The sequence below is a fragment of the Thalassoglobus sp. genome (assembly GCF_048270125.1).
Lineage (GTDB): Bacteria > Planctomycetota > Planctomycetia > Planctomycetales > Planctomycetaceae > Thalassoglobus.
The window spans coordinates 42,501-65,413 of record NZ_JBLWTN010000031.1 but is presented as its reverse complement, the minus strand read 5'-3'; the positions used below and the strand labels follow the sequence as shown (position 1 = coordinate 65,413).

The following is a 22,913-nucleotide window of genomic DNA, read 5'->3' as shown; positions in this document are numbered from 1 at the left end:
ACTCAAACCATCACTCCCAATAATCACCCCAACACCCCAAAAAACGATCTCCAAACCCACCCCGTGAGAAATGCGGGTTAGTTGAAGTCGCCAAGCTCGACGATTCTGAGAAGCCAGTCAAGAAACCAAACGACCTCGTCGTCGATCACAACGGTGGCATTTACGTCACGCTCACAAGGCAAAATCAGGTCGTGTACATCTCCCCCAGTGGAGAACAGTCAGTCGCGGTCGAGGGCATCCAAACCCCCAACGGCATTGCGATGTCTCCGGACGAAAAGAGACTTTACGTCTCCGCTTATGTCCCAAAAGAAATTTGGGCCTACGACATCACATCTCCAGGAAAAACCGAGAACGCTCGACAGTTCTCAAAGATGGATGACGGACCGGACAAAGGGGCTGATGGAATGACGATTGACCGGGCAGGGAACGTCTATTGCGCCGGTCCGATATCGGTTTGGATCTGGTCACCAGCAGGAGAAAAGCTGGCAGAGATCGAAACTCCCAGCCGTCCAATCAACTGCGCCTTTGGTGATCCGGATATGCGATCGCTCTACATCACCTGTTTCGGCGGTCTCTACAGACAGCGAATGACAATTTCTGGAAAGTCACCAAATCCCCCTTCAGTAAAGAAACTTCAATCCGAAAATTCGTCGCGGCCCGAAACCGTCATCCCCGATGAAGTCACCGCTCAGCTGGATGTTGTGTACGCGGAGTACGGACATCGCAAATTACTGATGGATATTTTCTCTCCTTCGAATCTTAAAGGTCCAAAACCGGCAATTGTCGTCGTCCACGGAGGTGGGTGGTTAAACGGCGATAAAACAAAATTTCGCGCACCCGCGATAGAACTCGCCAAACGTGGATATGTGACCGCTGCGATTGAATATCGACTCGGTGGAGAAGCCCTCTTCCCGGCAGGCATCCATGACTGCAATGCAGCTGTCCGTTACCTGCGAGCCAATGCTGAAACGCTCGAAATTGCTCCTCAACGAATCGGAGCTGTCGGAGGATCCGCAGGAGGACATCTTGTCGGCTTGATGGCGACCGGCTGGGAGAATCAGCAACTGCAAGGTGATGGCGGGCATGCTGACCACTCATCTCGTCTCCAAGCTGCCATCGTGATGGCTGGCCCAATGCAAATGACAACCGGCAGTGTGGCGGAACGATCCCTGAAGAATCCAAAGCAGTCCAACTCCAACAAATGGTTGGGCAAAACAATTCAGGAAGCCCCCGAGCTTTACGCCCTCGCAGATGCACACCTTCAGATCTCTAAAAACAGCAGCCCGATTCTCTTCATGGTTGGTGAACATGATAACCCACAGCGAAATCAGCCCTCACGAGATAAGCTGAAAGAAAACGGGGTCTTTACAGGATTGAACACCTATTCTGAGGGGAAACATGGTTGCTGGAACCAGCTCCCCTGGTTCATCGCCATGTCTGATGACATGGACTATTTCTTCAGAGAACATTTGAAATCAGATTAAGCAATTGTGAACTCACCCTTTCCCACCGAAGTTCAAACGCAGAAGGGAAACGACACACTTTCTACTGAGTTCAATATCGGTGATACGAGATACTCAACCGGGCGGCACTAATGACTACCTGCCTATGGTTATCCGAAGTACGACAGAAAAGACTGCACGGAAAATTCCTCAATTCACCCGCCACACGCACTGAACACAGAACTATCAGATTGTGCGGAGAAGCATAGATCAGCATGGCGTTATGCGAACGCTCCTTTTGCAGTACGACAGCAGATCGACCTGTCCCCCCACTGTCTGAGCTGAAATCATTACAACGCTTAGGAAACGGATTCACCCAATATTGATAGATTCTACATTTTTCCTTCGCTGTCGGTGTGAAGCGGTAGCAATCGCTTGCCGGTCCATTAAGATTGAGTGAGTTCTCTCTGTACTGCCCCTGTCGTCATCAAACGAGTCTTGAATGGCTGACCTTTATCACGAATGCGGCATTGTTGCTGTCTACCACTATGGCCAGGAGAATGAATCTCCGCTGGTGAAAGACTACGGACGCAACTGTGTCTCGCAGATGATCCCTCGCATGCTCCTCGATATCCAAAATCGAGGGCAGCTCGCCGCCGGGATCACCACTTACAAGCCGAACAATCACGATCTGCTGCTGACGCACAAGAATGTGGGGCTCGTTTCCGAAGTCTTCAAGATGAGTCGGAAAGAGAAGTACCACAAGCTCATGGCTCAGCATTGCGGACCAGCTGCGATTGGGCACACGCGCTATGCAACTTGCGGCAAAGACGACCCCAGCTACGCTCAGCCGTTTGAACGGACACACCTCGAAAAGCGGAAATGGTTCGCCTTCGGGTTTAACGGGCAACTGGCGAATTACGGTCAACTCCGCGAACAGATAGTTTCTCAAGGTGATTTCCACCTCGCCCGAGAAACAGATACCGAAATTTTGATGCACCTGATCAGTCAGGAAATTTCCCTGAAGTCCAACATCTCCATGAAAGACTTACTCTGGAAAATTTCCGCACATCTCGATGGTGCTTACAACATTGCCTTTATGAATGCGTGTGGCGACATGTTCGTTTCACGTGATCCACAAGGCTTCCGACCGCTCTGCTATGCTGACCGTGACGGTTTCTTCGCTGCCGCAAGTGAATCGGTCGCCCTCTCCAATCTCGGATTTGACAGCGCCGATATCAAAGACCTCGCCGCCGGGGAAGCGGTCATCATTGAGGATGGCAAACTGCGAGTCGAAGAATACCGCCCGGCACCTCGGAATTCTCATTGCTTCTTCGAGTGGATTTATTTCGCAAACGTCTGCAGCCGTCTTGATGGACGCAGCGTGTACCTCACCCGGAAAATGCTCGGTGAGGAACTTGCAAAACAGGAAACAGAATCCAAAGAGAACGCCATCGTAGTCCCGGTTCCGGATACTGCCAAAGCCGCCGCCGAGGGCATGGCATTCGAGATGGGCATCCCTTGTCTGGAAGGCTTGATGCGTCATCGCGCATTGGGACGAACTTTCATCGAAGGGGAAGATCGCGAAGAGAAAGCGAAGATGAAGTACATCCCATTGCCGGAAGTACTCGAAGGGAAAAAAGTCTTCTTGGTTGATGACACCATCGTTCGCTCGACCACGATGAAAGTCCTCGTAGAGCAGATCTTGTCACGAGGAAAAGCTGCCGAAGTTCATATCCGAGTCGCATGCCCCCCAATCATGGCACCCTGCTTCTACGGGATCGACATGCCGGATGTCAGCGACTTGTTCGCTCCTCGATTCACCAAAGGCCAACTTGACCTGACACTAGAAATCGAAGGTCGCATGGCGAAGCACTTTAATGCCAATTCTCTTCGCTACTTACCAGTGTCATCTGTTGCAAAAGCGATTAATATTGATGAGTCGAATTTGTGCCAGGCATGCTTGACGGGTGAGTACCCAACCCAGGCGGGGAAACAGCTTTACACTCTCTCGCTCAATGCAAATGAATCCTGCTCAAATGGATCGTCTCCAAAAGGAAACGACTCCAGGCGACTTGTCGAAGGACTGGCAGAACCGGTGTTGCCCCCTTCAGAATAATCGACTCTATTCAAGACTGAAGACCTATGATTCGCTCCTTTGTGCTCGCTCTTGGAATTGCGTCACTCCTTCACTCCTCGCTCATCGCCCAAGACGACGAATTCAAAAAGGGATTGATCGGGACATACACTTCCCCAAATACAAACCACGTTCAACGTGTCGACCCGGATATCGCCTTCCAGTGGGAGCAGTCAGCCCCTCACCCACAAATCGGTGCTAAAGACTGGAAAGCTGAGTGGACTGGCCAAGTTCTTCTGCGTTCACTCACGCCATACCGATTCCATGCTCAGGTCAATGGATCAGTCACGGTTCTCATCGACGATGAGGTCGTTCTGAAAGTAGAGTCGAATGGACCGCAATGGCTCTCCGGAGAGCCCGTTAAGGTCTCACCCGGTTTTCAGGACATCAAAGTCAAATACGAACCTGGCAGCAAAGGGGCTGAGCTGAAACTTTTCTGGTCCAGTGAAGAGTTCGATATTGAACCGATTCCTTCGCACCAATTCTTTCATGAAGAAGATGATTCAGAAATTCAGCTCATTGAACTTGGCAGACAGCACTTCGATGCAAAGCGTTGTGCAAACTGCCACCGGGAAGAAAAGATCATCGATCGCTTCAGCCCGGCTCCACCACTCTGGGGGGTTACGAGCGGGACAAATCCTCAATGGATTGTTGACAAACTTCTCGGACAGCACCCAGAAGCTGAACATGACCAGATGCCTAACTTTGGCTTCACGAAAGAGCAGGCCGAGGACATTGCCGCATACTTGCATCGACTGGATGCTCCTTTCGACTTAATGACCAGCCCGGATGCTAAACCGAAAAAAGGGCAACCGAATGGTGAAGAACTTTTCAACTCTCTCGGTTGCCTGGCGTGCCACCAAGTCGATGATCTCGGCACCAGCGGTCCATTTTCAGGGACGCCTCTCACGAATATTGGCAACAAACGTTCCGCGGACTGGCTCGCCACCTGGCTGACGACTCCGGATCGCTTGAATCCAGTGCATCGCATGCCGGAATTCAAACTCTCGCGCACCGAGCGTGGACTGCTTGCCGAGTATCTATCAACACTTGGCAAGAAAAAAGAGACCAAGTTTGGTCGTGCCGCGAAGGTCACCTACACGGAAAGCACGATTCGCGGACAAGCACTTGTTAAAGAGTTTCAATGTGCAAACTGCCACAAAATCCCCGCCATCGAAGCGACAAACAAACCTGTCGCAAAGCTCACAAAAGCCCCAAAAGATCTGGCAGGTTCCTGCCTTTCCAAACAGGCTGACCAGAAACTGAAACGCCCGAGATATCTTCATCTGAACCGAGAAGCGATCACGGCATACCTCAACAGTCTGGATGGTGCTCCAAGCGAAAAACTTTCGATGTTCGAACAGGGACAACGAGTTCTTGAGCGTCGACAATGCCTCGCCTGTCACTCACGATCTTCAGAGCAAGGACTGAAGGCACAAGCGATGCAAATCGCGAAGGCGACACCATCACTCCAAAACCAGACTCAACTTGTCATCCCACCCAGCCTGAACGCCGTGGGCGACAAGCTCCAGGATTCCGTTCTCGATGTTGCTCTTTCCGGCAAACAGGACCGAGTGCGGGCAAACTGGCTGAAAGTCCAGATGCCGACATTCGTCCATTCAGAGGAAGAGATCGCTGCCCTCAAGCACTATCTCATCGAACATGACCGACTTCCACCGGAAGCAGCCGAACCACAACCCGAGCTCAAACTCTCACCGAGTGAAGCTCTGCTCGTGGGAAGAAAATTAGTCGGTGCGGGTGGCTGGAGTTGCATCGCCTGTCACCAAATTGGTGACTACATCCCCAAGAACACCGCTCTCGGCACCCGAGGTTCGGATCTCATGGCAATCGGCAAGCGACTGCGACCAGAGTTTTATTACCGCTGGGCGAAATCGCCGATCCGAATTATTCCGGGGATGGAGATGCCATCGTTCACCAAGCCGGTTCCGGGCGTCCTGAACGATGATCCACATCAGCAGCTCGCTGCAATTTTCGCAGCTGTCAATGATCCAAATTTTGAACCACCCACAAATCCATCTCAAGTTGAACAGCTTTGGCAAGTCGCCGAAGGTGAGTCTCCTAGAATTGTCCGTGACGTCTTTACAGTGGGCAAAGCCAATGGAGACGGAACCGTTGCAAGGGCCTTTGCCGTCGGGTTTGACAATCAGCACGGAATGCTGATCGACCTGGACCAAATGGCTGTCCGGGATTGGGGCTACGGCGACTTTGCACGTCAGCGAACCGTTGGAAAGAGTTGGTTCTGGGATCTTGCCGGAGCCTCCGTTGCGAGAGGGTTCAACTCATCGCCGGATCTGGTCATGATCAGCGAAACCGACGGTGTGCAGGAATTCATCCCCATCGATCCTGCTCGCATTGCCCATGCAACTGACTACAAAGTGAACGGGCAGGGTGTGGAACTCAACTATGAGTTGCAGGTAAAAATCGCAGGAAAAAACATCACGATCCCGGTCAGGGAAGAGTACCTCGGATTTGCCACGAAAGAAGAATCCGGCTGGCAAAGAACTATCACGCCTTTAAGTCTCCCAGACGGTATTCAAATCGGATTCCGACCAACTCCAAATCTTGAAACATCTTTCCAGGCAGACATCCAACCTCAACCTAGCAACGAGCAACAGGTTGTGAAACATGGTGATGTTACGATCCCGACAGCCCACGCCGGTGAATCGATCCAAGTCTTCTATAAAACGACAGCAAAGGCTCCACGAACACAACTTCCCGAACTTCAGGTCGTACTCCCAACTACCGACAAAGTGACAACCTTCCCCGGTCACGAAGGAACAAGACTTCCGATTCCAACGACAATCATGCCAACGGCTCTCGCGCTGGATAGTCAGGGGCGGTTGCTGGTCACGTCGCTCAAGGGAGATGTGTATCGCATTTCCGATAGCAACAATGATGGACTCGAGGAGAAGCTGGAACTTATCGCGGAAGGTCTGTCTGCCCCATTTGGAGTCGTTGCAGATGGAAACGATGTACTCGTGGCTCACAAGCCAGAACTCTTGCGGCTCATTGATGGCAACAACGACGGGATCTTCGAAAAGCGTGAAATTCCGTCAGACGGCTGGGGGCACTCCGACAACTATCACGACTGGGTTTCTGGTCCGGTCTTTGACAAAAGCGGAAGCCTGTTCGTTGCCACAGGTAGTGACTACTCGCAGCCTAAACGAGATCGCAAACTTGCAAAATGGCGAGGAAAAATTGTGCGAGCGGGTACCGACGGTCAAGTGGAAGCCTACGCACACGAACTCCGATACCCCATTGGAATTGCGACTGACGCACAAGGTCGAATTTTCGTCAGCGACCAACAAGGCGTTCAAAACACTTTCAACGAGATCAATCATATCGTCCCCGGAGGAGCGTACGGAGTTCCCGGTCAACTCGATGGAGAAGGCTCCAAAGAACCACGGCTCCCCGCAGTTCAAATTCCACATCCCTGGACTCGAAGCGTCAACGGAATCTTCTTCCTTCCCGAGAACACAAAGAGTCCGTTTGCAGGTCATGGAGTCGGCTGCGAGTACAACCAAAAATTCCTGGTTCGATTCTCAATGCATGAGGTCGACGGCGAACTTCAAGGAGCCTGTTACCCACTCACAAAGTTGACCTGGAAAAACGAGGCGAACACTTTCCTCGGACCAATTGCAGGAGTGGCAGCGGAGAACGGAGACATCTATATCGGCAGCATCTACGATTCCGGTTGGCTCGGCGGACCGAATGTGGGTGAAGTGGTCAAGCTGAAACAGACAGGAGAGTACGGCAATGGCATCCGAGAAATCCGGGCCATTCCCGGTGGATTCGAAATCGACTTCATCAGCAAAGTGGATGCTCAAGCTGCCACAAACAAAGAGAGTTATTCGATCTCTGGTTATACCCGAGTCTGGCAAGGCTCTTACGCCACCGACGACTCTGGTCGCTATTCCCCCGAGATCGAAAAGATTGAACTCTCCGAGGACGGCAAATCCGTCACCTTGTACTCATCAAACCTCAAACCAAAATTCCTGTACGAATTCAACATTGGAGAAATCGGAAAAGATGGCCAAGCCCTCTTCCCATCCTTCGGAGCCTACTCCATGAATCGCGTACCAACGAAGTAACTGGTGTTAGAGCAGTTTACTCTACCCTGTGCCCGCGCAGTATGCGTTCACCAATCAAACTGCTCGTTGCCTCGAGGCAGACCATACTCGCCTGATCCCGACAAATCATGACCTCTGCTGACCGATTGAGATGCACAGGCTGGCGAACTTTCGGTTTTTACCCTTTGATTCGGTCCTTGTTTTGGTTTGGACGGGCCTTTTTTTCCAGAAACTCGATGATCTTTTCGCTGACATCGATGCCGGTCGACATTTCGATTCCTTCCAGTCCGGGGGAGGAATTGACTTCCATGACAACCGGACCGTGGTTTGAACGCAGGATATCGACGCCTGCAATTTGCAGCCCCATAGACTTGGCAGCTCGGAGTGCTGTCGCCTTCTCCTCGGGAGAGATCTTCACTTTTCTGGCGATTCCTCCGCGATGCAGATTCGAACGGAAGTCTCCTCCCGATGAAGTCCGCATCATGGAAGCGACGACTTTTCCCCCAATCACAATGCAGCGAATATCACTTCCGGCGGCTTCCTTAATGAACTCCTGAACCAGAATATTCGCGTTGAGTCCTCGGAAGGCTTCAATCACTGCCTCGGCTGCTTTCCGGGTTTCGGCGAGAATCACACCTGTCCCTTGAGTTCCTTCGACAACTTTGACCACCAACGGTGCGCCGCCAACGCTGTCGATGAGACCTTCGATATCTTTAGTCGAGTGAGCAATCCCTGAAACCGGAAGTCCAACGCCGTCACGAGAGAGAATTTGCAGGCAGCGGAGTTTATCTCGTGAACGTGTAATCGCCTGAGATTCATTTGAGCTGTACACGCCCATCATCTCAAATTGCCGCACAACAGCTGTTCCATAGAAGGTGTGAGAAGCACCGATCCGCGGAATAATTGCTTCGATGTCCACAAGCTCTCGGCCAGCGAACATGATAGTCGGTCGATGCGAGGCAATGTTCATGAAACATCGCAAGTAGTCGATCACCAACATTTCGTGGCCCCGCTTTTCGCCTGCTTCCTTGAGCTTGGCAGTGGAGTAGAGGCTCGATTTCCGTGAAAGTATCGCGATTTTCATTAAGGCTGTAGCTGGACTTCGTCACAACTCTTTTTCTAAATACGTCTGGAAACGCCACCCCTTGAAGAAGTGTCGCCTTTAAATCAGGAATTGCTCAAGATCATTTTCATTGCTTGCCGTACCCGTGAAGGTCACTTTCATGACTTCATAGACCGCTCGCTGCGAGGCAGAAGTAAAGACGAGAACTGGAATTTCTCAAGCAACATCCGCCCCGCTTTCTATTTTGAACGATGCTCTTTTTTCGGAATGCGGGAACTGTCGCGATAAGAGGCTCCCGGGTCAACCAGGAATCGTTTTCTCATCGCACGTCGACCAATGAGCATTCGAAAGCCCATTTCGTCACGGTTTGCGAGAGTCAGCTCGATGGGCCAGACTTCATCGAACAATGCAATGTGAGTTAGAATCACTGGTCTAGAAGTTTCATGCCCGCTGGAGCTGCGCACCGAGCGATACTCAATCAGCGGGGCTTCGGCTCGAATGGTCTTTTTTGAATCTCGTTGAAACGGGTGAATTTCAAATCGGGCAAAGTCTTGTCCATCGCGGCGGAATCGTTCGATATGGATCGCATGAACGGAAGATGTTGTCGCTCCGGTATCGATCTTGGCTTTGATGGCATCGATGCCGAGTTCTGGCAAGCTGACCCACTCTCGCCAGCCGATGATTTTTTTCTCTCTGCGTTTCTTCTTCATGAACTGTTCCGATGGGGGGCAATCGCCAATCTCTGCTAGAACGCTTTTGTGCTTCTCGTGTCTATGAAGAGTGTTTTCATGTGATGAATCACTCATATCCACGAGACGGGTCACGGACATTTTTTCAAAAATGTTCTAACCGCAAGGCGCTAACCCCGGATTTGTACGAACACATCGCGATGGACCGGAGCCAGTGCTCTGGGATGTCTCGCTTTCGAACGCTTCCACGTCGAATGTTCGAGTGATCGCACCTAATTCAATGCTTGCTCGTTATACTGTAGGTTTCTCAGCCAAGTTGAAACAGTCAGTCCCGGTCTGAATAGTGCGAGTTGATTTTATTATCGATGGATACAACCTGATGCATGCCGCTGGGCTTGCGCGGGAAAACTACGCACCGGGCGGACTAGAAAGAAGCCGCAACCGGCTCCTCTCCGTCATTCGACACGGTCTCACTCAAGAGCAGCGATCTCACACAACAGTCGTTTTTGATGGACAAGGCACACAGGGGGGCTTCAGTCCAGAGTTTCAATTCCACGGAATATTGGTCACATTTTCTTCCTCGGGACAGGAAGCTGACGACCTCATCGAAGAGTTCATTGCAGCCCATTCATTTCCGAAGAATCTCTTTGTCGTATCCGGGGATCACCGCTTGCACAAAGCGGCCCGGACCCGAAAAGCCCAGGCAATTGACTCAACAGAGTTCTTTGAACAGCTAGTACGATCAAGAAAGGAGCGTTTAGGTCAAACAGGCTCCGAATCCGTTGCGGAACCTGAAAAGCCAGTTAGCGGGAACACAGAGGACTGGCTGGAAGAATTTGGAGATATCGACCTTCAGGAGATCGAAAAAGGAGTCGTCAAAGAGATCCAGCAAGAGAAAAAGATCAAGAAGGAGATCGCTGACCAGAAACACCCACCAGCGACTAAAGCGACAAAACCTTCTGAACAGAGTGATTTTTCACCACAAACCGACCAGGGACAACCGGAGCAAAACCGCCCCTTCGATCTGGAATTTTGGGAAAATCGGATTGCAGAACTGGATCAAGAGGGATATTAACTTACAATTGACGGGTTGCGTGTCGCTGACATGATTTCAATCTTCAACTACACATCCATAATTAAACCAAGGCATCCACATGAACTCTCCTGCCGATAATTACTCGATGGATTACGGGCAACGCGATTTGTTCGTTGCCGACGCAGCTCAAGAAGAACGGGTCACGTTCATTCGCCGAACGTATGCTCACGTCGCTGGAGCTGTCGCTTTTTTCGTTGTCCTGCTGGCCATCATACTCAACACACCGAGCATCGTTCAGCCATTAACCAACTTGATGCTGGGCAACTGGTGGATCGTCCTGATCGTGTTTTTCATCGCCAGCACCGCGGCTCATAGAATGGCAGCAACCGGAGCCAACCCAGGATTGCAATACGCCGGACTTGCGTTCTACGCCCTCGCCCAAGCAGTCATCTTTGCTCCGTTCCTGTACCTCATCCAGAGACAAATGGGTGGTGACGTGATCATGCAGTCCGCGATCTTCACCTTGATGATCTTCGGCGGTTTGACAACTTTCGTTTTAGCGACCAAGAGTGATTTTTCCTTCATGCGAAACATACTCGTCATGGGCGGTTTCGCAGCGATGGCATTAATTGTCGTCTCACTGTTCACATCCATCACCTTGGGAACGTGGTTCTCTGGAGCGATGATCCTGCTGATGTCTGGATTCATTCTCTGGGAAACCTCCAACGTCCTGCACCACTATCGTACTGATCAATACGTGGCTGCTTCTTTGGCGATCTTCTCGTCACTGGCAACACTTTTCTGGTACGTCCTGAGATTCACCGCTGCATTCAACGACTAAATCTGCCAGCGCGAGCCTGAGTAAACAAAACGACGCTGTCTCATTTGAGACAGCGTCGTTTTTTCATGAAAGAACTGCGTTGTCCTGATCAGGGTGCGATTGAGACACACTCCATCTTGCCAAGTAAGCAAGCGAGCAAGTAATGAACACCACGCTATCACTTTGCCCTCGACTCAACCTCTTGTCCCCACTCGAAGTAAACTGCTACGAAGTGATTTCGACGGTGTTTGATGCAGTTGAAAAGAGGCGCTCATCTTGAATCATGACTCACCAAAATCCGAAGAGCCTAAAAATCGGAGATGGCTTCACCCCCATCTGGAGTGCTGATCGCTTCCAAGACCTTGGGTGAGACGCTCGGACTAGAGCATCTATCAGATTGGTTTGCAGGATCTACCTCGTGGCGAACAGCATTTTTAATAGTGAAATGCGTTCTTCACGGGCACACGGTAAAGCAAACTGCTCTAGTCAGTTTGACGCTCACTTCAGCAAAGAGCAGGATTGCCATTTCACCGTAGCTGTTCCCAAACTGATCTAATCGGCTCAGTAATGAATGTCGGCCCAAGCTCTGACGTATCCAGCAGACGCGATAGCAAAGCAAAATGAGTTTACGCGATTTTCGTCCGTCCCTTGACCCGTTCCCAAGTTGCGCGAGATGCCAGGACAGTGAATGTCACGACTCCAACGAGAACGCCCATGTACAATGGATTCGTTGTCGTTGTCACTCCATAAAGAACGCCAGCGATGAGGGAGAGAATGATGACATTCGCAATTCCGAGCCAGCCGGGGAAGAACTCTTTTCGCTTCCCCGCCCCAAAATTAATCGTATTCAGAGCCACCGCCAGAATGACGAGAACTCCGACAACCAAGCCTTCGAGCTTATCGGAATTGGACGATGCCAGCTTTTGAACTGAGTCGACGACCAACCGCAGGAACAGAGTTCCGAGTATTACCCCCTGAACTGTGCCAAGCCCCCCCATCAAGCTGCAACCGCCGACGACAGCAGCCGCAATCGCGTTGAGTTCATAACCTAAACCGGCATTCGAGGCGCCCACGGAGCCAAGATACGAGGCGTATAATATCCCGGAGATCGCTGCCGTCACACTCCCCAGGCAATAGGCAAGCCATTTAAGACGTTCAGTCCGAATGCCAGAAAGCTTGGCAGCCGTTTCATTGCCTCCCATGGCATACAAATGACGCCCCACAACAGTTTTATTCATCAGCACCCAAAAGAACACCGCGAAAACAAGCCATAACACCACGGGAATCCACCACGCTTCGGACCCCACAGAAAGTAGGGTCTCATCGTTGACTGTAATCTGTTCGCTGCCAGTCATTTTCTCCGACAACAGGCGTGCCAGACTCCGCAAACCGACCAGTGATGCCAACGTGGCGACGAATGGAGGGAGTTCGATCACGGTGATCAGCCATGCGTGGAACGTTCCTATTAAAACCGCGCAAGCAAGCGTTACCAGCGCAGAGACGACCAGAATCCAGGTCGCGACATCCCCTGTCATTGGCTGCCCCCGTTCTGTTTTCGGAACGAGTAAAATAATCAGACCGAAGAAGATTGTCCCGCTGAACGCAATGACCGATCCACTCGAAAGGTCGATCCCACCGGCGATGATCACAATGGCCGCTCCGAACGCGAAGATGCCGAGCATCGAAGCATCCCTGAGAATGGACTGAGCGTTCTCGATTGGCTTTTCACGGTAAGATGAGCTGAGAGATGTCGTCACAAACATCACCGCAAAAATGGCGATGACCAACCCAATTTCGTTCCGGTATTTTCTTAGAAATTCCATAGACCAGTACTACTCGCGCGGCCGATAGACCGCAACCGCCTAGAATGAATCTGTTTTAGAGCAATTTGCTCTACCGTGTGCCCGTGAAGAACGCATTTCTCCAGTAAAAATGCTGTTCGCCACGAGGCAGAACGTAAAGACCAATCTTTGATTTGCTCTAGCCGGCCACCTGGAGCCGATTTGAATTAAAAAAATGAAGTGCGTGATCTGCCTTGTCGAGATGAGCGATTCTCTACATATCGTGACATAAAACACTTTACGCAGGCTCAAGAATCACGAAGGTACCCTGCTCAACACGCTTTTTGATGTCGTAGATTTTGTCGCCAAGCGACAAGCGACATTTACGAGCTGACCAAAGACCGATCTTCCAACCAGGCTTTGAATTCTTCGTAGGTCATAAAGACAGTTTCCTTTTCAAAAATTTCTTTTTTGACCGGACTTCCATCAGGGACAACGACTCGCAACTCAGTTTTGAAGAGATCATTTTCCCCTTCTTGAGCGTAATTGGGGTAATACTCATCAATCGTAAGCTGATCACCTTCAACCATTGCGAGCAGCAATTTCACGCTTTCATATCCAATCTGATACGGGTTCTGAACAACCATCACATCAACATCGCCTTCACCCATGGCTTTGATACTGGCTTCGGCGGCATCAAAGCAGGCGACATCCACTTTGTCAGTCAAATTACGATCTTTCACCACTTGCACGATTTGGGGAGTGTTATAAGCCCAGATGCCAACCAGCATGTTCAAGTCGGCGTTTCGATCGAGAGCACCTTCGACGTTTTCGCGAGCTTTCTTTTTGTCGGCACCATCCGCGAGTCGCTCCATTTCCTCGCCCGACTTCCCCATCCCTTCGACAAAACCATCCATGCGGGCAACCGCATTAGCTGAACTGGTTGACCCGACGAAGAAGCTGTACTTCGCACCTTCCCCATGAATCGCCTTTGCAGCACGACCGAGTTCACGTCCACCGACGATATTGTCAGTACCAAGATATGCAAACCGGGCGTCACGAAACTGTTCCCGGTCGATGTCACCGTCAAAGCAAATGACTTTGACCCCTTTGTCGCGAAGTTTCTTCATCTCGCGAGCAATCGCAGCACTTTCGGGGTTGTAAACAGAAATCCCCACGGCAACGATGTCGGACTTCAGATTGTACTGCTTGAGTTTGTCGAGTTGTGCCTTGTCAGTGAAGTCTCCCCGTTCAAATGAAAGCACATATCCCTGACCGTCCAGATCCAATTCTTTTTCGGCGGTCACTGCCCCTGCTTCACAAGTATCCCAAAATGGATCGGGACCGTTGGTGAGCAGGACGATCCGCTTCTTCCCTCCGTTTGCCCCTGGGCCTGCTTCAGGTGTTTCACCTGGGCATCCCATGAACGACAGAGTGAGAAGTCCGGAAAACAAAAAAAGAAACGACCGGCGAAGTGGGTCCATTTGTGCATCCTAAATAGCTGTTATGAGTTCACTCGTGATTACCCAGAATAAAAACGCTCCCGCAGGTCGGTGCGAATTCCAGATAGAAACGTTTCCAGTTAAGAATATGAAATCGTGAAGAGTTCGAATCGATACCGACTGATTTAGGATTTGAAGATAAAAGCTGACAGATCACAAGTCAACGAGTGAGGATTTGGCGATTTCATCGCATCGCTCAGCCCGCAGTGAGACTGAACTTTCCAAGTCGATTGGAAAACCGGAGTGAAAAAGTTATCGTCTAAACATTCGCATCAATGAATTCAGAGAAGTGGTCACAACCAGCTATGCGCGACTTTGAATATGAATCACCCGATTCACTCGACGGGGCCATTCAACTCCTCAATCACCCACTGTCAAAACCTCTTGCCGGCGGAACCGATCTGATTGATCACCTCCGTACTGGAAGACTGGTCGCCGATGTTGTGGTCGATATTAAAAAGATTCCGGAACTCAATGTTTTGGAATTTTCCGAGAACGGCCTGCGGTTGGGCGCAGCAGTCTGTTGCCATGATATTTGTGCCAACGCAGACATTCAGGCCAATTATCCGGCTCTGAAAGATGTTTGCTCGATCATCGGCGGAATCCAAATTCAATCGCGAGCCAGCGTCGGCGGAAACTTATGCAATTCCGGGGCGGCGGCCGACTCGACTCCAGCACTCATTGCTCTCGGAGGCGTCTGTCATATCGCAGGACCAAACGGTGTGCGACAAGTCCCTGTCGAGGAATTCTGCACAGGTCCCAGCCAGAACATCTTAAAGCAAGGCGAATTACTGACAGAAATCCGCTTCCCCTTACCGCAAGGCAAATCGAGCAGCCATTATCGACGCTTCATCCCTCGATACGAAATGGACATCGCAGTTGTCGGCGTTGGCGCAAGCGTTGAACTGGATGATTCAGGGAAAACAATCACATCGGCTCGAGTTGGCCTGGGAGCAGTTGCTGCGAGTCCGTTTCTTGCAGAGAAAGTCAACGAGTTCCTCACCGGAAAAGAGCCGACGGAAGAAACCTTCACCGAAGCGGGCAACATCGCACGCAGCTTGATTTCGCCGATCGATGACCACCGTGGCACCAAAGAATTCCGGTTGCATGTCACTGGAGTCTTGGTCAAACGGGTCTTAACCGAAGCCGCCACCCGCGCACTCAGCAAGTAATTTCGCCCCTCCGTCAGAGATTCGTACAACCGAGAGAGATTGAAAGTTCACACCATGGCAGCACAACGCGTTGTGACGACCAATATCAATGGAACTCAAAAGTCATTCCTTTGCGAACCCCGCCAAACGTTGCTGGAAGTCCTTCGAGACAATCTCGATTTAACGGGAACCAAAGAAGGTTGCAGCAACGGAAACTGCGGAGCCTGTACGGTTCTGCTCGATGGAAAACCTGTCACGAGTTGTCTGGTTTTGGCTGTCGAATGTGAAGGGGCCGAAATCGAGACGATTGAAGGGGTCGCCACGAAAGATGGCTTGGCTCCAGTGCAAAACGCCTTCCTCGAAAACGCAGCCTTGCAATGCGGGGTCTGCACTCCCGGATTCATTATGTCGACGAAAGCGATGCTGCGAGAGAATCCGAATCCAACCGAAGAAGAGATTCGCTTCTACCTCGCCGGGAACCTTTGCCGGTGCACCGGGTACGACAAGATCATCGATGCCGTTCAGGATGCCGCTCAACGTCAATGCGGAACGGCCTGTTCCAACGAGACATAATCAAGATGCCGGCTTGGCTCGTTTCGCTGCTTCATCCTCTTGGAGCGAAGCGAGGAGCCACTGGATTCGATTGCAACAGGGCTCACAACAGTAATCTGTTCGCCATCTCACTGACTCGTCTCGTTTGTTTGAGATAAGATGTACTTCACACAAACAGAATGTGACGTATGTCCCAAACCCGCTACCACTCCCTGATCTACTTTACGCTTCTGGCGATTGCCTGGGGTGGAGCAGTCCTCTTTGTGCTCAGCTTCAAGGACATTCAAGGTGACTGGGACCACGCAGCCTGTGGAGTCTGGGGTTGCTCACCGCCACTCGCTGCGGTCGGAGTCTGCCAGGCAATCTGGGCGCTGGTTCTCTTCCCTATCATCCTGTGGGTGAATCGCGTTTGCCCACAAAGGGTAGCACGAATCACCGCTAACACTCTTGTCGCTGTTGGCCTTCTCGCATCTCTTGTGATCGTGATTTACGAAATCTTTCACTGGCTGCTCTTCGTACAACCGGAGCATCGAATTTACTTCGGCCACCGAATTGCGCTGGCAACGCTGACACAAGTGGAGTTTCCGGTTGTCATGCTGTTGGTTTCGGGGTTGGTCTTGAGAGGAATTTCTTCGTTCAATTCGAGTCCGGAGACTATTCGCCGGACACTTGAAGCGTCCGACGAATAACGTCTGGAAAATTTGTCGCTGTCGGTTTTAAAACGTTTTTGACCGCTCAGTGATCTGGAAACTTCTCAGACCTATCTTGTTTACTCAATCTCCTCACCAGAAACTGCGTCTGCAACGACATCCCATGGAATTTGTATGATTGCGTCTCGCTGGTCTTCAACCTCTTTCTCTGGGTCAAGAGTTGTCACAGCTGCAACCCATCCAAACTTTCGGTCTGTCACGATAGCTTTCTCGGGGTCGAGTTCAATGTCAAAAAGAACCAGCTCATGTCCACCTGAATGTGACTCGGGAACAACTCTTCTTCGACCGGGAATATAGGCATCCTGCCTGAGCATTTCGAACATCTCTTTGTCCTCAGCACTCGGAGTGTCCGATTTATAGAGACTGGCAAACTCCATTGCTTTTAGGCCGAGCAAAGTCGTTTCTTGTTGAGACTTCCGCAAAAAAGTCCCTAACACCAATCCATGTCCATGCGGTCCGAGGATGATCGCTCCGAGGATCAACGGACGGATTCTTGCCTCATCCTGAAGCAGGAGTTTCCGCTGATCTCGAAAGACTTCTCCGGTAAAGAATGATTGCAAAATCGCCCAAAGCAATTGCGCTCCCAGTTTCGCGAGGATAAGAGTGCAAATGAGAATCAATGCAATCGGAATCATGATCAGAGATCCGATTACATTGAAGAGAACGGAGTTACCCATTTCGTTCAGGTACTCCTTTCCCCGAGAAGTTCTCAAGAATTGCAGTACTCTCTCCTCAAGAACGTCTTGGTCAATTTTCATATCACTTCTGTTTTGAAAATCTCAAACGGACCTACTGAATCGACATTAAGTATGCGATCAGATCAGCGAACATCGGTACCGTAATCTCCTTCTCCAACCCTTCGGGCATAATCGACAGCCCAGAGCTGCGCATCTCTTCGATGTCGCTTCTCAGCAGAGTGTCGGTCTTCTTTTCGGCTCGGAGTAACGTCACAGATGTTGCTGTCTCGTCGCTAATCATTCCGGTGTGTGTTTTCCCGGATTGCATGAGCACAAGGTAGTTCACGTACTGCGGGTTCACTTCGCGATTCGGATCCAGCACGTTCAGCAAAATTGTATCGGCTCCACGATTTTGAATTGTCGCCAGGTTCGGTCCGATCTCAGTCCCTTCTTCATTCAGGCGATGGCACGTTGCACAATTCTTCAGGAATACCTGTCGTCCACGGCCAGGGTTCCCGCTGAGACTCAGAGCTTCGCGATACTTTTCAATCACTGCAGTTCTGGTTGGTCGACTCGAGTTCTTCAGAAGTTTATCGACGCGTGCTTTCAGCTTGGCATCTTTTGATTTTTGAAGAGCCTGTAAGCGAACCAGACTGAGATCAGTGATTTTCAAATCTCCATTCTCAACGGCCGACAACAAGACGTCCGTTCCCTGTGAACGACCAAAAAGAGCCTCTTCAGCTTCCAGACGAATCGCGGGGCTCAGGCCAGCCCAATTGCTAATCAGTTCTTCTGAAAGCTTCTTGAAGTCCACAGTCGTCAACGTGTTTATCGCTGCCGACTGGACTTGTTGAGGAACCGTATTGACCAACAACTCAAGTAACTTCTGGCTATCTCCTTCGTCTTTGGAGAGCTTCAGGTTATCAATCGCCTGAACGCGAGCAGGTGCCGAAGCTTTCGGATCGAAGGCGACCGCACGAGAACCGACGACAACATCCTCGATGACTTGCTTCAAATCACCCGAGTCCAATTGCGAACGAAGAGCTGGCTTACGTTGAAGTGCAGCTGTCACAAAATTCGCTTTCAGCGATGTTTGGCTGTCAGGGAGTTCAGAAATTTTCTTCAACGATGTGACGACCAGTTCGTTCGAACTCTGAGTAGCGAGCTGATCGAACAGGCGAACGAGAACCGAGCCTGAAACGGGCTTGTCTCTCGAAATCAAGTTGAAGAAGACAGTCTCGATCCCCTCATTGAGTGAACTCATGGCTGCGATGAACACCCACGGGTCCGTGCCATCTTTCGCGAGCAGCTCTGTAAGAATTTCCGCGCGGGGCTCTACTGCAAGGGCTCCACTTGTGTATGCGAGTTCGTAGCGGACACGGGCATCGGGATCGTTCTTCAATGCAACGAGGAGCTCAGACAGCTGACGCACCTCAGAATGATGTTTGGAGAGACGAACAGCGACTTCCCGAACTCTTGGATGTTGATCTTTCAACGCCCCCGCAAGTGCCTCGACAGGCAGTTTGTTTAAGCTCTGCAGGAGAGACAGTGCATGAACTTTCCCGTACGGTGTTTTTGCAGTTGAGGCCAACTTGACGATCGCGACAGTCGCTGCAGGATCTTTTCGCTCAAAGAGGAGACGACTGGCGGTGTCGCGATGCCAGGAGTTCGTGTGGTCGAGATATTCCACGAGTGCAAAAGTCGACATTTGCCCTAAATTCGCTGAGCGTGCCTTCACTCCGCCTTCCGGAACCACTCGATATAAACGCCCTCGGTCACGACCACTTGTGAGATCGAGGTGCTGTTTGATCTCCGGTGGAAGGCTTTTGGGGTGCTCAATGGTTTCCCGATACATATCGAGCACATGCAGACAGCCATCAGGAGCGTTGGCGTACTGAACTGGACGGAACCAAACGTCGGTCGAGCGAAGAAACTCGCGGTTTTCATCAATCCGGGAAGCGACAAAAGTGGCCCCTTTCGGAGTCAGCTTTTTGCGGTGAACAATATTACTTCCGACATCACCAACGAACACGGTCCCTTTGGCATCTTCTCCGTATGCATCTCCGCGATAAATCGTAATTCCTGTGGCACCGGTGAAATACCCAGCTGGTCGTCCGCCACCTTCAACGACTCCGACGACCTGTTTAGACACACGCAAACGGGTCCGCACGATTCGCCAAGGCTCAACTTGACTGGTTCGGAACACTGGGGCCTGTGCACCATCGTCGGCGATGCGAGTACGTGGCCCGGGAGCTTTGAAAGCTGGGTTTCGTGCGATATCCAAGTCGTCGTACATCACCATTTGAGCATGATCACTATTCGAGCAGACGAACTTGCGACCCCAGTCATCGAAGGACATTCCGTGCTGAGCCCCGCCACTCTCCGCACGTAAATCGAGTTTGATTGGATCAAACGAAAAGTCACGTCCACGCAAGTTGACACCGGGATCGTTTTTATCACCGACTCGCTTCACCAGACCTCCCGATGAACTGGTCGCACCATGAATACGGTTGTCCATCCCCCAGCGGAAACTGTTCACAAGTCCCTGAACGTTTGTCCGTTGAAAACCAGTAAAGACAACTTTTCTCTCGTCCGCTTTCCCGTCCGCATTGGTATCACGAAGAAAATAGACATCAGGAGCGGCACCGACGAACACACCACCTTGCGAACAGATAATCGCTGTCGGCCAGGAAAGGTTGTCCGCAAACACGACACTCTTATCGAACTTACCATCACCATCAGTGTCAGTCAGCAGGCGGACCTGCCCCAAGCTTTCGGTATCCTGCTCGGAGTAGTCTTTCATCTCGACAACATACAAACGACCGTTTTCGTCGAACGACATTGCTACCGGGTCAGTCACTAAAGGTTCGGCAGCAGTTTGTTCAATTTTGAAACCGGGAACCAAGTCAAATGTCTTCATTGCTTCGGCTGGTGACTTCCCGGCAATACGAGGCAGTTCAGCAGCGAAGTCCAACGTCTGACGCGGCGTATGGCCTAAGGCCTTATCGATGAACTCGTAAGCCTGTTCGCGAGTTTCTGTCGGAAAATCGTGATCACAATCGGGATAGACAACTTTCAAGTTGTCTGTCGCATCGAAGAGCGAATAGACACCGAGAGCGCGAGGAATCGCCTTCTTCACCCCATTGATTTCGAAGTTACTATCCTCTTTCGGAGAACTCGAAAAGAACGCCCGTGGAGCAAGTGAAGCGACCACTTCATAGAAGTCGAACGGAACCTTGTCAGGATCGAGCCCGTACTTCTCTTGTAGCAACGGCATATAACGACTGCTCGTCCAGCCTTTTATGTTTCCCTCGTAATAATCATGAAACGGTGTCCAACCGCAACTCGTGACAACCACATCGATCCGGTCGTCAAACGCTCCCACAAACATCGCATTGTGACCACCGAGTGAATGCCCGATGACTCCGATTCTTTCTGGATCAACACTGGCAGTCGCTTCCAATAGATCGACACACCGCATGTGGTTGAAGATTCCTTTCATCGTCCCCGAAACGTAGTCATCCGATTCAAAATCGTAATCTTTATAGTCACCGAAAGACGGATAATCTGGCGCGACAACAACATAACCCCGCTGTGCGAGTTCAACAGCGTACTGCCGATTCGGTCGAGGACCATCGCCAGCAACGATGCGTTTCCCCTGTGCACCGGTCGGATGCAAAGCAATCACACCGGGAACTTTCTTCCCTTCCGGGAGTGGATCCGGGTAGTAGATATCCGCTGGAATCCGGTCATTTTTGTCAGCTGCAAAGGTGACAGTCGTTCGTCGATAACCATCGCCCTGTGTTCGCTCGACAGCCTCAATCGCCAATGGGACAAGATTTGAGCGATCAGGCAGCGGCCCCATCGCCTCCTCCATCCCTGCGATGATCTGCTTCCGACGCTTTTCCCAATCCGCCTTCGTTTTAACAGGTTGCCGAGCACCCGCCTCATCGAGATAATAGGTCAGGTCGGAGTGATCCACTTTAGAAGTCGCTGCATCTTGAGCATGCACCTGCAGACAGAAAACGCTGCAGCTTAATATGAAAACAGAAGTAAAAAATTTCATCACTGGCCTTTTGAATTGACAATCAAAGCTTGGCTGACACTCTTAAAATTCGTCGTTAAGACGTTGAAAAATTATGCTACGCCCCTTCAAGGGCACGCATCGCGTTGTTGTAGAAAATATTCTCACGGATCTTCGGATCGGTAACAATTCGAGTCACAAAATCTTGCAGCTGTGTACTGTAACAGACACCATTGAAGTTCCCTCCCTGACCATCACGGCAAGGACAGTCGCTCCCGAAGAGCAGTTGATTCGGATGCCGCTCAAAAAAACCGGCGGTGAACTCTTCATCGCGACTCAAAGCGCCGAAGCCAGACCCGGCAGAGAGATCTGCATACAAATTCGGGTATTCGGACAACAAACGATCCAGCAACCCACCCGGTTTAACTGGCCCCTTGGGGTAAAGAGTTTTCTCAGCTGGCGGGACATCCGCACTGATGTTGGCCCACCATGTTTGGGCGTGTCCAATAATGCGGACTTTTTTGTAACGTTTGAGATACGTTTCAAGATGCTCAGCCAATCCCTGATTGTACCCTTTCACTCCATCCTGAAAATGAATCGTGATCGGCCAGTTGACTTCGTCGCAAAATGCTATCACCGCTTCAACGCGAGGATCGTCTAAAGGAACGTGCTCCTTCTGTTCACCAACTCCACGACATCCGAGTTTATGGTACGCCTGCAAACGTTCGAGACAGTCCGGCTTCCGAATATCCGTTTGGCAGAACGGGATAATCCGTTCGGGATACTGATGAAAAGCATGCAACACCGTTTCCGACCTGAGCAGCACACCCCCTTCGCCTGTTTCGAGAGGTAGAATGAATGCCTTCTCTGTCCCCGTCGCATCCATATGCCGAATCGTATCTTCAATCGACCGGTCAATATGATTGATATGCAAATGACAATCGAGCAACTTCCGTGGTTCTGGGCCCTCCGTTTTCAAAGGCTCTTTCGCAAACCCGCTTGAAACGAACCCAGACGGAACAAACATTGTCGACAATGCAGAGAGCCCCACCGCCGTAAGAGAAGCACCTGTAGCCGAGAGAAAATCACGTCGGGAAGGTTGGAAGTCATTCTTCATGCAGCTCTCCAGGAAGGAGGAGGGGAGGGAGGTCCATAAGGCAAATTGAGTATGAATTGTCCCGACAAAGAACTCAACCTGTGAGCCAGATTTTCTATGGCTTATGCAGTCTGTTATTATT

General features: G+C 51.0%; 15 protein-coding genes and 1 pseudogene. 9 read left to right on the top strand and 7 right to left on the bottom strand.

The genetic code is table 11. The features are described from left to right. Nucleotides 1–98: 98 nt before the first annotated feature. From ACN0YR_RS22145 to ACN0YR_RS22130, 4 genes and pseudogenes are all read left to right on the top strand, one after another. Nucleotides 99–551: pseudogene (locus ACN0YR_RS22145) on the top strand (SMP-30/gluconolactonase/LRE family protein); the annotation flags it as partial. Then, complete coding sequence (locus tag ACN0YR_RS22140) at nt 540–1,484, top strand: alpha/beta hydrolase fold domain-containing protein (RefSeq protein ID WP_417851389.1); 945 nt, start codon at nt 540–542, stop codon at nt 1,482–1,484. The pseudogene ACN0YR_RS22145 and the gene ACN0YR_RS22140, both read left to right, overlap by 12 nt. Nucleotides 1,485–1,944: 460 nt before the next feature. After that, a complete protein-coding gene (locus ACN0YR_RS22135) occupies nt 1,945–3,561 on the top strand; it encodes an amidophosphoribosyltransferase (RefSeq protein WP_417851387.1) in 1,617 nt (538 codons plus the stop codon). 26 nt (nt 3,562–3,587) lie between these two features. Further along, nucleotides 3,588–7,691, top strand: coding sequence for a c-type cytochrome (locus ACN0YR_RS22130; RefSeq protein WP_417851386.1), 4,104 nt, complete (start codon nt 3,588–3,590; stop codon nt 7,689–7,691). Nucleotides 7,692–7,848: 157 nt separating this feature from the next. On the opposite strand, the gene rimK is transcribed toward ACN0YR_RS22130, so the two are convergent. Further along, nucleotides 7,849–8,754 carry a 30S ribosomal protein S6--L-glutamate ligase gene (gene rimK, locus ACN0YR_RS22125; protein ID WP_417851385.1) on the bottom strand — a complete coding sequence of 302 codons (906 nt, stop codon included), beginning with the start codon at nt 8,752–8,754 and terminating at the stop codon, nt 7,849–7,851. Between the two features lie 218 nt (nt 8,755–8,972). After that, a complete protein-coding gene (locus tag ACN0YR_RS22120; RefSeq protein ID WP_417851384.1) occupies nt 8,973–9,443 on the bottom strand; it encodes an ATP-dependent zinc protease in 471 nt (156 codons plus the stop codon). A gap of 322 nt (nt 9,444–9,765) precedes the next feature. Here ACN0YR_RS22120 and ACN0YR_RS22115 point away from each other — a divergent pair, with 322 nt between their 5' ends. Next, nucleotides 9,766–10,497, top strand: coding sequence for an NYN domain-containing protein (locus ACN0YR_RS22115; RefSeq protein WP_417851383.1), 732 nt, complete (start codon nt 9,766–9,768; stop codon nt 10,495–10,497). A 79-nt stretch (nt 10,498–10,576) separates the two neighbouring features. Further along, complete coding sequence (locus ACN0YR_RS22110; RefSeq protein ID WP_417851382.1) at nt 10,577–11,299, top strand: Bax inhibitor-1 family protein; 723 nt, start codon at nt 10,577–10,579, stop codon at nt 11,297–11,299. 605 nt (nt 11,300–11,904) lie between these two features. On the opposite strand, the gene ACN0YR_RS22105 is transcribed toward ACN0YR_RS22110, so the two are convergent. Both ACN0YR_RS22105 and ACN0YR_RS22100 read right to left on the bottom strand, forming a co-directional pair. Further along, entirely contained in the window at nt 11,905–13,101 is a 1,197-nt protein-coding gene (locus ACN0YR_RS22105) for an ABC transporter permease (protein WP_417851381.1), read from the bottom strand. 341 nt (nt 13,102–13,442) lie between these two features. Continuing rightward, complete coding sequence (locus ACN0YR_RS22100) at nt 13,443–14,543, bottom strand: substrate-binding domain-containing protein (protein WP_417851380.1); 1,101 nt, start codon at nt 14,541–14,543, stop codon at nt 13,443–13,445. A 293-nt stretch (nt 14,544–14,836) separates the two neighbouring features. Here ACN0YR_RS22100 and ACN0YR_RS22095 point away from each other — a divergent pair, with 293 nt between their 5' ends. The 3 genes from ACN0YR_RS22095 (at nt 14,837) to ACN0YR_RS22085 (ending at nt 16,953) form a co-directional block, all read left to right on the top strand. After that, the gene (locus ACN0YR_RS22095; RefSeq protein WP_417851379.1) at nt 14,837–15,733 is read left to right on the top strand and encodes an FAD binding domain-containing protein; all 897 of its coding nucleotides are present in this window, start codon (nt 14,837–14,839) and stop codon (nt 15,731–15,733) included. A 54-nt stretch (nt 15,734–15,787) separates the two neighbouring features. Further along, on the top strand, nt 15,788–16,285 hold the full coding sequence (locus tag ACN0YR_RS22090) for a (2Fe-2S)-binding protein (RefSeq protein ID WP_417851378.1): 498 nt from the start codon (nt 15,788–15,790) through the stop codon (nt 16,283–16,285). A gap of 167 nt (nt 16,286–16,452) precedes the next feature. Next, nucleotides 16,453–16,953, top strand: coding sequence for a hypothetical protein (locus ACN0YR_RS22085; protein ID WP_417851377.1), 501 nt, complete (start codon nt 16,453–16,455; stop codon nt 16,951–16,953). Between the two features lie 80 nt (nt 16,954–17,033). Here the strand turns inward: ACN0YR_RS22085 and ACN0YR_RS22080 are convergent, their stop codons facing one another. The 3 genes from ACN0YR_RS22080 to ACN0YR_RS22070 form a co-directional block, all read right to left on the bottom strand. Next, nucleotides 17,034–17,651, bottom strand: coding sequence for a hypothetical protein (locus ACN0YR_RS22080; RefSeq protein WP_417851376.1), 618 nt, complete (start codon nt 17,649–17,651; stop codon nt 17,034–17,036). Between the two features lie 112 nt (nt 17,652–17,763). Next, on the bottom strand, nt 17,764–21,633 hold the full coding sequence (locus tag ACN0YR_RS22075; protein ID WP_417851375.1) for a PVC-type heme-binding CxxCH protein: 3,870 nt from the start codon (nt 21,631–21,633) through the stop codon (nt 17,764–17,766). 160 nt (nt 21,634–21,793) lie between these two features. Further along, nucleotides 21,794–22,792 (bottom strand): amidohydrolase family protein, encoded by a 999-nt coding sequence (locus ACN0YR_RS22070; protein WP_417851374.1) that lies wholly within the window; start codon nt 22,790–22,792, stop codon nt 21,794–21,796. Nucleotides 22,793–22,913: the final 121 nt, after the last annotated feature.